We start from the raw sequence: 11,913 nt of genomic DNA on the forward strand, positions 1-11,913 counted from the left end.
GATCGAAATGCTTATGAAAATCAAGACTTCCATCCATCCTTCCTCCGTCGTGGAGGAAGGCGCTCAAATCGGCGAAGGCGTCCGCATCGGACCGTTCTGCCACATCGGCGCCGACACCGTCATTGGCGACCGCGTCGAGCTGGTCAGCCACATCTCGGTGATGGGCGCGACCACCATCGGCGCCGCGACAAAGGTCTATCCGATGGCGACGCTCGGCGCGCCGCCACAGAACACCAAGCACAAGGGCGGGCGCACGACGCTGGTCATTGGCGAAAATTGCACCATCCGCGAAGGCGTCACCATGCATGTCGGCACGGATTCCAGCCGCGGCGAGACGACCGTCGGCGACAACGGCAATTTCCTCGCCTATGCCCACATCGCCCACGATTGCGTCGTCGGCAGGAACGCCACCTTCGCCAATGGGGCGACGCTCGGCGGCCATTGCGAGATCGGCGACAACGTCTATATCGGCGGCCTTACGGCCGTGCATCAGTTCGTGCGCGTCGGCGACAACGCTTTCCTGGGTGGTTGCTCGGCGATCGTCGGCGATGTCATTCCCTACGCCATCGCCGTCGGCAACCGCGCCAGCCTGCGCGGCCTCAACATCATCGGCCTGAAGCGCTCCGGTCTGCCGCGTACCGAAATCCAGCTGCTGCGCAAGGCCTACAAGACGATTTTCGACCGCTCCCGCACCGTCGGCGAGAACGTGGAATTCGCCAGGGCGGAGTTCGCTTCCTCGCCATCGGCCATGAAGATCATCGATTTCATCACCAGTCGCGGCAAGCGGCATTATGCCGTCCCGTCGCTCAAGGGTGGCGGCGCCGATGACGATGGCGATGACGAGGGCTGAGATTCCGGCAGCCAGGCTTGATCTCGCGCCGGGCTCCAGGGTCGGCATCGTCGCCGGTGGCGGCAGCCTGCCTGTGGAAATCGCCGACGGGCTTGCCGCGCATGGGCATGCGCCATTCATTCTGCTGATGGAAGGCGAGGCCGATCGCCAGCAGGAGCTTCGCCGATACGAGAACGACAGCCTCGCGCTCGAACAGATCGGCTCACTGGTGGCGACGCTGAAACGCCACGGTGTCACCCATCTTGTCCTTGCCGGCGAAATCAAGCGCAGGCCGAAGCTGACCGACATGCGCCCCAGTCTCGGCTTGCTGGCAATCGTGCCTTCGGTGGTCACGGCGCTGGCGCGCGGCGATGACGGGCTGCTGAAGGTGCTCACGCGGGGGCTGGAAAAACGGGGCATCAAGGTGGTCGGCGCGCACGAGGTCGTTCCCGAACTCGCGGCTAGCGAAGGCACGCTGACCGCGGCAGCACCAAATCGATCCGACTGGCGCGACATCGAGGCAGGACGGGCGGCCGCCAAGGCCATCGGCGCGCTGGACATCGGCCAGGCTGCGGTTGCGATCGGCGGCCGGGCCATCGCGCTGGAAGGCATCGAGGGCACCCACGGCCTGCTCGAAAGAACGCGGGACTTGCGCGGGCACGGCAGGCTTGCCGGAAAGGCGCGCGGCGTGCTGGTCAAATGCGCCAAGCCAGGGCAGGAGTTGCGCGTCGACTTGCCTTCAATAGGACCTCGGACGGTCGAAGCAGCACATGCCGCCGGGCTTGCCGGCATAGCCGTGGAGGCCGGTCGCTCGCTCATTCTCGAAGGCCCGGCAACATTGTCGCGTGCCAATGCGCTCGGCCTTTTCATCGTCGGCCTACCCGCGTCGGAGTCGGCCGATGGCCGGTGAAAAGCCGCTCAAGATCGCCATTGTCGCCGGCGAGGAATCGGGCGACCTGCTCGGCGCCGACATCGTGCACGCGCTCGAACGGACAACTGGCCGCAAGATCAAGCTCGTCGGCATCGGTGGGCGGCATCTGCAGGAACTCGGGCTTGTGCCGCTGTTCGACGGCGGCGAGATCGCGCTGATGGGGCTCAGCGCCATTTTGCGCGACCTGCCGCGGCTGATGCGGCGGATCGGCCAGACTGCGGCGACGATCGCGGCCGAGCGGCCGGATTGCCTGATCACCATCGACAGCCCGGATTTTTCGCTGCGCGTTGCAAAGAAGGTTCGCGCAGCCGATCCAGCCATCCCGATCGTGCACTATGTCTGCCCGAGCGTATGGGCGTGGCGACCGGGCAGGGCAGTGGCGATGAAGCCCTATGTCGATCATATCCTGTGCATCCTGCCCTTCGAGGTGAAGGCGCTTGCCCGTCTCGGTGGGCCGCCGGGCACTTATGTCGGACACCGGCTGACGCAGGACCCCGGCGTGCTCGGCGCCCTCAGGGCGCAAGAGATGCCGCGCGATTTGTCCGACGACCGTGTCAAGACGCTGCTCGTGCTGCCGGGCTCGCGCCGCGGCGAGGTGAGCCGACTTATCGGTCCGTTCGGTGAGACAGTATCGGTCCTGCGCGCCCGCGGACACCGCTTGCGCCTGCTTTTACCCACGGTACCGCATGTCGCCGACCTGGTCAGGACGTCGGTCTCACGCTGGGATGAAAAGCCCGAGATAGTCCTCGAACCCGAGCGCAAATGGCAGGCCTTCGGCAAGGCCGATGCGGCTCTGATCGCATCGGGGACCGTGTCGCTCGAACTGGCATTGTCCGCGGTGCCGATGATCTCGTGCTATCGGCTCGACCCGGTCATGCGCTTGGTCCAGGGGCTGGTCACGGTGTGGAGCGCCGCCTTGCCCAATCTGATCGCCGACCAGACGATCGTGCCGGAGCACTACAACCAATATGTGCGGCCGCATTATCTGGCCAGGCAGCTCGAAGGTCTTTTTTCAGCCACCGCCTACCGCGCCTGGCAAAAGGACGGCTTTGCAGAGGTTGCAAGACGCATGGCAACCGAGAGGCCGTCGGGCGAGATCGCCGCCGAGGTGGTGATGGGATGCGTCAGGAGAGCGAATAGAGCGTAGTGAGTAGTGAGTAGTGAGTAGTGAGTGGTCGGCTTTCTTGGCCTTACTACTCACTACTCACTACTCACTATTCACTCACCTTTTCGCAATCGGCACGTAGTCGCGTTCCGTGGCGCCGGTGTAGAGCTGGCGAGGGCGGCCGATCTTCTGGTGCGGGTCCTCGATCATTTCCTTCCACTGGGCGATCCAGCCGACGGTGCGGGCGACGGCAAACAGAACCGTGAACATCGTGGTGGGGAAGCCCAGCGCCTTCAGTGTAATGCCGGAATAGAAATCGACGTTCGGATAGAGCTTCTTCTCGATGAAATAGGCGTCGGTCAGCGCAATCTTTTCCAGTTCCATGGCGATATCCAGCAACGGGTCGTCCTTGATGCCGAGCTCGCCCAGCACCTCATGCGCGGTCTTCTGCATGATCTTGGCGCGCGGATCGTAATTCTTGTAGACGCGGTGGCCAAAGCCCATCAGCCGAAACGGATCGTTCTTGTCCTTGGCGCGGTCGATGAATTCCGGGATGTGGTCGACATGGCCGATCTCGCCCAGCATGTTGAGCGCCGCTTCGTTGGCGCCGCCATGCGCCGGACCCCACAGGCAGGCGATGCCGGCGGCGATGCAGGCGAACGGATTGGCACCGGACGAGCCGGCAAGGCGGACCGTCGAGGTCGAGGCGTTCTGCTCGTGGTCGGCGTGGAGGATGAAGATGCGCTCCATGGCGCGCGCCAGCACCGGGTTGATCTTGTACTCCTCGCAGGGCACCGCAAAGCACATGTGCAGGAAGTTGGCGGCGAAGTTCAGCTCGTTCTTCGGGTAAATGAAAGGCTGGCCGATGTGGTATTTATAGGCCATCGCCGCGATCGTCGGCATCTTGGCGATCAGCCGCATCGAGGCGACCATGCGCTGATAGGGGTCCGAGATGTCGGTGGAGTCATGATAGAAGGCCGACAGCGCGCCGACCACGCCGCACATCACTGCCATCGGATGCGCGTCGCGGCGGAAGCCGGTGAAGAAGCGCGACATCTGCTCATGCACCATGGTGTGGCGCGTCACCCGATAGTCGAAGTCGTCCTTCTGCGCCTTGGTCGGCAGTTCGCCATAAAGCAGCAGATAGCAGACCTCGAGGAAGTCGCCATGCTCGGCCAGCTGGTCGATCGGATAGCCGCGATGCAAGAGAATGCCGGCATCGCCGTCGATGAAGGTGATCGCCGACTCGCAGGCCGCCGTCGAGGTGAAGCCCGGGTCGTAAGTGAAGGCGCCGGTGGTGCTGTAGAGCGAAGCGATGTCGATGACATCGGGCCCAACCGTGCCGCTTCGCACCTTGAACTCATGGGTCTGGCCGGCGAGTTCGAGCCTGGCGGTCGACTCGCGCGTCTTGCTGACCGGTTCCCGTTTTGTGGCAGCTTCGCTCATTTGCAAACTCCTTTTGTATCCTCATGCCGGCAAGGCAAATTCCTGCAAACGACACGTCGAAGTCACCGAATGCGCGAACTCGCCACCGCATTTTAGGAGGTGCGTGCCAGATTGGGCCAAGACGTAATGTTGCACTGCGAAACGCACCTTTCAATGCCAATCTTCTTGGGCCAGCTCGCTCCTAATCGATTTGATCCGCGATCCGCGCCAGGCTCTCCTCGCGCCCCAGCACGGCAAGCACGTCGAACACGCCGGGCGAAGTGCTGCGGCCGGTGAGCGCGGCTCGGAGCGGTTGAGCCACGGCACCGAGCTTATGGCCGCCGGCCTGTGCAAAGTCACGGATGGAAGCCTCAGCTGCCGCGGCGCTCCACTCGCCCGGGATCGCCGCCAGTGCGGAATGGGCGCCGCGCAGGATGACGCGCGCGTCGCCGCCGAGCAACCCCGCCGCCTTTTCATCCAGCGGCAGCGGTCGCGCCGCAAACAGGAAGGCCGCACCGTCGACGAGCTCGACAAGTGTTTTCGCCCGCTCCTTGAGGCCGGGCATGGCGGCAAGCAGCCGCGCCTTGCCCTGATCGTCAAGATGCAGGGTGAGCGCCGGGCCACCTTCGAGATAGGGCAAGGTGGCGACGAAGATGTCGAACAGCGCGTGATCGTCCATCTTGCGCATATGGACGCCGTTCAGCGCCTCGAGCTTGGCGAAATCGAAGCGGGCGGCGCCCTTGTTGACGTCGCCGATGTCGAACCAGGCGATCATATCCTTGATCGACATCACCTCGTCGTCGCCATGGCTCCAGCCGAGCCTGGCGAGGTAATTGAGCAACGCCTCGGGCAGATAGCCCATGGCGCGATAGGCCTCGACGCCGAGCGCGCCGTGCCGTTTCGACAGCTTGGCGCCGTCGGCGCCATGGATCAGCGGGATGTGCGACATCGACGGCACGTCCCAGCCCATGGCGTTGTAGATCACGGTCTGGCGCGCGGCGTTGGTCAGGTGGTCGTCGCCGCGGATGATGTGGGTGACGCCCATGTCGTGATCATCGACAACAACGGCATGCATATAGGTCGGAGTGCCGTCCGAACGCAGAATGATGAAGTCGTCGAGATCCTTGTTGGGGAAACGCACCTCGCCCTGCACGCGATCGTGGACGACTGTCTCGCCTTCGGTCGGCGCCTTGATGCGGATGGCGCCCCTGACGCCGGCCGGTGCCTCCGACGGGTCGCGGTCGCGCCAATGGCCGTTGTAGCGCGGCGGCAGGCCTTTGGCCCGCGCTGCCTCACGCATGGCCTCGAGCTCGGCGGGCGTCTCGTAGCTGTAATAGGCCTTGCCCAAGCGCACGAGCTCCTCAGCCACTTCGCGGTGGCGTGGCGTGCGCATGAACTGCGAGACGGCGTCGCCGTCCCATGTCAGGCCGAGCCAGGTGAGCCCTTCGAGGATCGCCGTCGTCGCCGCCTCGGTGGAGCGCTCACGGTCGGTGTCCTCGATGCGCAGCAGCATCGTGCCGCCGGTGTGCTTGGCGTAGAGCCAGTTGAACAGCGCCGTGCGCGCGCCGCCAATGTGCAGGAAACCTGTCGGCGACGGGGCAAAACGGGTGACGACCTTGTCGGGCATGGAACTCTCAGGCTGGCACTGAAGGGCAGACGTTTGTCGCGCGGACTTTCGCGCGGCCGGCGTTCATGTAGCATAGGGGGTCTGGGGCGCAAGGGGCAGACCCGATGGCTGCAAGAGGCCGGGGCGCGGAGGAAGGCGAGGGCACGACAGTGGGCGTCAGCGAGCGCCTGCTGTTTGCCGGCAACGCACCTTCCGAAGCGGCGCCGGTTTTGGTTCCGGAGCCGCGTCCGGCCACGGAAATTCTGCCGCCCGACGGCGGCGCGTCCCGCGCGGTCGCACCAACGGCAGCTATTGTCCGGCTCCGCAGAGAGCTTCACCGTGTCTCGCTTCCCGCGCTTCGCCGAAATATCGGTGTAGCCGCCACCACGGAGCTCGACCGCGGCGTTGCCTTCCTGCTGGTTCCGGTGTTTCTCGCCGCCGGTGTCATCTATTACTTTTCGCTGAGCACCGAGCCGGATCTCTACAGGCCCATCGCGGCGGTTGCACTGCTGGCTGTCTGCGCGGCGGTTTCGCGGTCGTGGCAGACGACGCATCTCATCTTCATGGCGGCGCTGTTTTGCGCATTGGGTTTTCTCGCCGCCAAGGTCGAGACCTGGCGGGCGGCGACGCCGATGCTCGGCTCTGAGATCCAGACGCGGCTGACCGGCCGGCTCGTTATCGCCGAGCCGACAGCCAATGGCCGCGTCAGGCTGACCATCGATCTCATTTCGACGGCCAATCCAAAGCTGCGTTACGCGCCTGACCGGGTCAGGGTTTCGGCGCGTCGCATTCCGCCCGACATGAAGGCCGGATCGGTTCTGACCGGCTATGCCAAGCTTCTGCCGCCAACCGGACCGGTGCGGCCCGACAGCTATGATTTCTCCTTCGACAGCTATTTCACCGGCATCGGCGCCAGCGGATTTTTCATGGGCGATCCGAAGCTCATTGCGGCAACGGTCGACTCGCCTTTCGGTTCAAGCGTCGGCTTGGCCATCGAGAATGCGCGTGAGAACATCGCCGATCACATCAGGAGCACCATCGGCGGTTCCGAAGGCGAGATCGCAGCGGCATTGATTGTCGGCGTGCGTGCCGGCATTCCCGAAGAGATCAACGAGTCGATGCGGCGCACCGGCATCTATCACATCATCTCGATCTCGGGCCTGCACATGGCGCTGGTGGCCGGCACGATCATGCTTCTGCTGCGCGGCGCCTTCGCGCTGTTTCCGGATTTCTCATCGCGCCGGCCGGTCAAGAAATACGCCGCGGCCATCGCGCTTGCGTCGATCGCGGCCTACCTCGTCATCTCCGGCATCGTGGTCGCCGCCGAGCGAAGCTTTATCATGCTGGCGGTGATGCTGGTTGCAGTGCTCTTCGATCGCGCGGCGCTGACCATGCGCAATCTGGCGATCTCGGCGATTGCCGTCATCCTGGTGTCGCCGCATGAGGTGGTCGGTCCAAGTTTCCAGATGTCGTTTGCCGCCACGGCCGCCCTTGTCGGCGCCTATGCCGGCTTTGCCGACTATCGCGCCGGTAAAACAACAGCACCGCCGGCAAAGCTGTCGTTCCTCCGGTTCTGGTCGCGAAAGCTGGCGGTTGGAATTGGTGGCGCCGCCCTGACGTCGCTCATCGCCGGCAGCGCGACGGTGCTGTTTGCCATCTGGCATTTCCAGCGGGTGTCGCCACTCAGCGTTGTCGCGAACCTTGCGGTCATGCCGATCGTCTCGCTGATCGTCATGCCGTTTGCCGTCCTGAGCGCGCTGGCCATGCCTTTCGGCTTCGATGGCCCATTCCTCTACGTGATGGGAAAGGGCCTGACGGCGATGGTCGCGATCTCGGCGTGGATTTCGGAGCGCTCGCCGGTCGATGCCGTCGGGCTGATCTCGATCCAGTCGGTGCTGCTGGCGACGGTCGCGCTCGTCATCGCAACGATGGCGACCACGTGGCTCAGGCTGTTCGCGATTCCTTTCGCGCTCGCTGGCCTGCTTGCGATCCCGCACGTTCGCACGCCGGACGTCCTGATCTCCGAGGATGCGCATCTGGTGGCGATGCCGATCGGCGGCGGCGAACTCGCCATCAACCGCGCACGCTCGAACGAATTCACCACCGACAATTGGAAGCGCGCGCTGCAAGCCGAGGAAATTGTGCCGCCCGAAACGTTCGCGAAGGGCGCGCTGGACATCGCCGACCCCGTCGACTTGCCGCCGGGCTCGCCTTTCTATTGCACCGGCGACCTCTGCATCGCCCGGCATCCTTCGGGCGCCATCGTCGCGCTCGCCGAAGACCGTAACAGCGCGCGCCCGGCCTGCGGCTTTGCCGATCTCATCGTCATCAACGACGTCACGGCCTACAATCCCTGCCGCGATCCGCGCGTCCTCGTCGTCACCAAACGGCAGCTTGCGCGCGATGGCAGCGCCGCCGTCTTCTTCGACCCGCAATCGGCAACGGCGCAAGCGACGATCCGCTACTCGGTCGAAAAGCCTTACCGCCCCTGGCATGAGCAGCGGCGATATTCACGCGAGGCGAGGGGCCTGCCACCCTATAAACGTCCCGAGAAACCAGAAGCCAAGTCTGAGCCAGCTCAGTAGCGGTTTGTCCAAACCGCTACTGGTGTTTCGTTTTCCCGCAATTCCGGACGGAAAACCGCTGCGCACTTTTCCTGGAATTGCTCAATAGCGGCGGATCAGCCCGACGAGCTTGCCCTGAACCTTGACGCGATCCGGCCCGAAGATGCGGGTCTCATAGGCCGGGTTGGCGGCTTCCAGCGCGATCGAGGCGCCCTTGCGGCGGAAGCGCTTCAGCGTCGCTTCCTCCTCGTCGACCAGCGCCACCACGATCTCGCCGGGGCTGGCGGTGTCGGCGTTGCGGATGATGACGGTGTCGCCATCGAAGATGCCGGCCTCGATCATCGAGTCGCCCTTGACCTCGAGCGCATAATGCTCGCCGCCCGAGATCATGTCCGGCGGCACCGAGATCGAATGCGTCTGATGCTGGATGGCGTCGATCGGCACACCGGCGGCGATACGGCCCATCACCGGAATGGACACCGCCGGCACCGCATCGTCATTGCTGGGCGCGGGCGTGCGCGAGGGCGCTGCGGGCTTGATCTGCCGGCCGATATTGCCCTGTCCGCCTTGGATGACGCTCGGCGAAAACTTCCTCGCCGCGTTGAGGCCGGGCGCGATCGAATCGGGCAGGCGCAGCACTTCGAGCGCGCGAGCCCGGTTCGGCAGCCGGCGAATGAAGCCACGCTCTTCCAGCGCCGTGATCAGGCGGTGAATGCCCGACTTCGACGCAAGGTCAAGTGCTTCCTTCATCTCGTCGAAAGACGGCGGAATGCCGCTTTCCTTCAGCCGTTCGTGGATGAACATCAAGAGTTCATGTTGTTTGCGCGTCAGCATGGCGGCCCCCACGGGTCTCTGAAACCAGAATCAGAAAAACAAACCCAGAACAAACACTATCTGTTCCAGTTGTGTTCGGCAACCGTTTAAAGTTTAGTGAATGTGTTGACGTTTTGTTCAGCGTAACATCAGCACGCTGCATTCGGCGCCAGCTTCCGCGGCCGGCGCGAAGGGCTCGCGCACGATCAGGCCGTTGGCGTCGGCAAGCATTCTCAGCATCGAGGAATCCTGGATGCCGAACGGCGTCGCGACCAGCGCGCGATCATCCTCGCGTACCACGGCCCGTACATAATCCTGCCGCAGATCGTTGGCCTGCATCGCAGCAGCCAGCCGCGCCCTGCGCATGTCCTGCTGGAAACTACGGCCGCCGAGTCGCGCCAGCAACGGCTTCAGGAACAGCTGCGAGCAGACCAGGCTCGCCACCGGATTGCCGGGCAGACCGATGCAGCGGATATCGCCCAGCCGGCCAAACATCAAAGGTTTGCCGGGGCGCATGGCGATCTTCCAGAAGTCGAGGTTTATGCCTTCGCCGGTCAGCACGTCGTGGATCAGATCATGGTCGCCGACCGAGGCGCCACCAAGCGTGACGATGACGTCGGCCTTTGCCGCGACAGCTTTCTTGACCAGCGCCGCTATATCCTGCTCGCGGTCGGCGGCGATGCCGAGATCGAGAGCGCGGGCACCGACCGATTGTGCGGCGGCTGCGACGCCATAGGCATTGGAGGAGATGATCTGGTCCGGCCCGGGTTCACTGCCCGGCGCCAGCAATTCGTCGCCGGTGGCGACGATCGCGACCAGCGGCCGTCTCACCACGTTCAGCGTGGGATGGTTGGCCGATGCGGCCAGCGATAGCGCTGCCGGATCGAGTATGCGGCCCTTATCCAGCAGAACGTCGCCTTGCGAAAAATCCAGCCCGCGGCGGCGGATGTTGCGGTCTTTTGCCGTCGGCTCGGTCACCTCGACATGGCCATTGCCGAGATCGCGGACATTCTCCTGGATGACGATGGTGTCGGCGCCCTCCGGCACGGGAGCGCCGGTGAAGATGCGCACCGCCTCCGCCCGGCCGACGGACCCGTCATAGCCGCGCCCGGCCGGCGCCATGCCGATCACCGAGAGCCGCACCGGCACCGATGCCACATCCGCGGCCCGCACGGCGTAGCCGTCCATGGCCGAGGCGTTGAAGGGCGGCTGGGTGCGGAGCGCCACCACCGGTTCCGCCAGCGCACGGCCAGCCGCATCGGCCAACGGAACGCTTTCGCCCGGCAGTGCCGTGGCACCATCCAGCAGACGTTCGAGCGCCTCGGCGACCGGAACCAGCGCCATCTAAGAACCCGCCTTATAGTCGCCGGACTTGCCGCCGGTCTTCTCGACCAGTTTTATGCCGGAAATCACCATGGCGCGGTCCACCGCCTTGGCCATGTCGTAGATGGTTAAGCAGGCGACCGAAGCGGCAGTCAGCGCCTCCATCTCGACGCCGGTCTTGCCGGTGACGCGCGCGAGCGCAGTGACCTTGAGGCCTGGTAGTGCGCGATCCGGCTCGATGTCGACGGCAACCTTGGTCAGAAGCAGCGGGTGGCAGAGCGGGATCAATTCATAGGCCTTCTTGGCCGCCATGATGCCGGCGATGCGCGCGGTTCCCAGCACATCGCCCTTCTTGGCGTCGCCGGCAAGGATCATGTCGAGCGTTTCCGGCCGCATCGCGACAAAGCCTTCGGCGATGGCCGTGCGCGTCGTCTCGGCCTTGTCGCCGACGTCGACCATGTTGGCCTCGCCCTTGGCGCCGAGATGGGTGAGGGAGGCCATTTTCAAACGGCCTCGGCCGGCGCCTGGCCCGTGAGCAGGAGCTGCGTTGCCGCCGCGACATCCTGTTGCCGCATCAGGCTCTCGCCGACGAGGAAGGTGCCTATCCTGCTCTCTTCCAGCCGCCGGCAATCCTCATGCGTGAAGATGCCGCTCTCGCTGACCAGCAGCCGATCCGCCGGCACCACGGCCGCCAGCCGCTCCGAAACCCCGAGGCTGGTCTCGAATGTCCTGAGGTTGCGATTGTTGATGCCGATCAGCCGCGAGGAAAGCGCAAGCGCACGCTCCATTTCCACCTCGTCATGCACCTCGATCAGCGCATCCATGCCGAGGTCGAATGCTGTCGATTCCAGTTCACGGGCCATGGCGTCATCGACGCTGGCCATGATGATCAAAATCGCGTCCGCGCCCCAGGCACGGGCCTCATGGACTTGATAGGGATCGAACAAAAAGTCCTTGCGCAGCGCCGGCAGCGTCACGGCCGCGCGCGCACTGGTGAGAAACGCCGGCGCGCCCTGGAAAGACGGCGCGTCGGTCAACACCGAAAGGCAGGCGGCGCCGCCTTGCTGATAAGCCCTGGCCAGCGACGGCGGGTCGAAATCGGCGCGGATCAGGCCTTTGGACGGGCTCGCCTTCTTGATCTCGGCAATCAGCGCGAAGCCGCCGGCCTTGCGCTTGGCTTCCAGCGCCGCAAGGAAGCCACGCGGCGGCTCGATATCCCTCGCTTTGGCCTTGATCTCGGCCAGGGGCACGCTGAGCTTTGCCGCGGCGATCTCATCGCGCTTGTAGGCCTCGATCTTGCGCAGGATGTCGGACAAG

At 64.5% G+C, this 11,913-nt stretch carries 10 protein-coding genes; 4 read left to right on the plus strand and 6 right to left on the minus strand.

Annotation, left to right across the window (positions count from 1 at the left end):
• Positions 1-13: 13 nt before the first annotated feature.
• Genes lpxA through lpxB form a run of 3 tightly spaced genes read left to right on the plus strand, consistent with a single transcriptional unit; the run spans position 14 to position 2,907 of the window.
• Positions 14-850, plus strand: a complete 837-nt coding sequence (gene lpxA, locus FJ974_RS17375) for an acyl-ACP--UDP-N-acetylglucosamine O-acyltransferase (RefSeq protein ID WP_140531889.1) — start codon at positions 14-16, stop codon at positions 848-850.
• Complete coding sequence (locus FJ974_RS17380) at positions 831-1,739, plus strand: LpxI family protein (protein WP_226891625.1); 909 nt, start codon at positions 831-833, stop codon at positions 1,737-1,739. Before lpxA ends, FJ974_RS17380 begins: the two co-directional genes overlap by 20 nt.
• Positions 1,729-2,907, plus strand: coding sequence for a lipid-A-disaccharide synthase (gene lpxB, locus FJ974_RS17385; RefSeq protein ID WP_140531885.1), 1,179 nt, complete (start codon positions 1,729-1,731; stop codon positions 2,905-2,907). The genes FJ974_RS17380 and lpxB overlap by 11 nt, the downstream gene beginning before the upstream one ends.
• 75 nt (positions 2,908-2,982) lie before the next feature.
• On the opposite strand, the gene gltA is transcribed toward lpxB, so the two are convergent.
• Positions 2,983-4,311 carry a citrate synthase gene (gene gltA, locus FJ974_RS17390; protein WP_140531883.1) on the minus strand — a complete coding sequence of 443 codons (1,329 nt, stop codon included), beginning with the start codon at positions 4,309-4,311 and terminating at the stop codon, positions 2,983-2,985.
• Between the two features lie 181 nt (positions 4,312-4,492).
• Complete coding sequence (gltX, locus tag FJ974_RS17395; RefSeq protein ID WP_140531881.1) at positions 4,493-5,917, minus strand: glutamate--tRNA ligase; 1,425 nt, start codon at positions 5,915-5,917, stop codon at positions 4,493-4,495.
• A gap of 104 nt (positions 5,918-6,021) precedes the next feature.
• Between gltX and FJ974_RS17400 the strand changes: the two genes are divergently transcribed.
• Positions 6,022-8,481 carry a ComEC/Rec2 family competence protein gene (locus FJ974_RS17400; RefSeq protein ID WP_140531879.1) on the plus strand — a complete coding sequence of 820 codons (2,460 nt, stop codon included), beginning with the start codon at positions 6,022-6,024 and terminating at the stop codon, positions 8,479-8,481.
• 81 nt (positions 8,482-8,562) lie between these two features.
• On the opposite strand, the gene lexA is transcribed toward FJ974_RS17400, so the two are convergent.
• From lexA to trpC, 4 genes are all read right to left on the minus strand, one after another.
• The gene (lexA, locus tag FJ974_RS17405; RefSeq protein ID WP_140531877.1) at positions 8,563-9,294 is read right to left on the minus strand and encodes a transcriptional repressor LexA; all 732 of its coding nucleotides are present in this window, start codon (positions 9,292-9,294) and stop codon (positions 8,563-8,565) included.
• A 117-nt stretch (positions 9,295-9,411) separates the two neighbouring features.
• On the minus strand, positions 9,412-10,617 hold the full coding sequence (glp, locus tag FJ974_RS17410; protein ID WP_140531875.1) for a gephyrin-like molybdotransferase Glp: 1,206 nt from the start codon (positions 10,615-10,617) through the stop codon (positions 9,412-9,414).
• Positions 10,618-11,097, minus strand: coding sequence for a cyclic pyranopterin monophosphate synthase MoaC (gene moaC, locus FJ974_RS17415; RefSeq protein WP_140531873.1), 480 nt, complete (start codon positions 11,095-11,097; stop codon positions 10,618-10,620). It lies immediately after the preceding gene.
• Between the two features lie 2 nt (positions 11,098-11,099).
• Entirely contained in the window at positions 11,100-11,912 is an 813-nt protein-coding gene (trpC, locus tag FJ974_RS17420) for an indole-3-glycerol phosphate synthase TrpC (protein WP_140531871.1), read from the minus strand.
• Position 11,913: the final 1 nt, after the last annotated feature.

Source organism: Mesorhizobium sp. B1-1-8 (assembly GCF_006442795.2).
Lineage (GTDB): Bacteria > Pseudomonadota > Alphaproteobacteria > Rhizobiales > Rhizobiaceae > Mesorhizobium.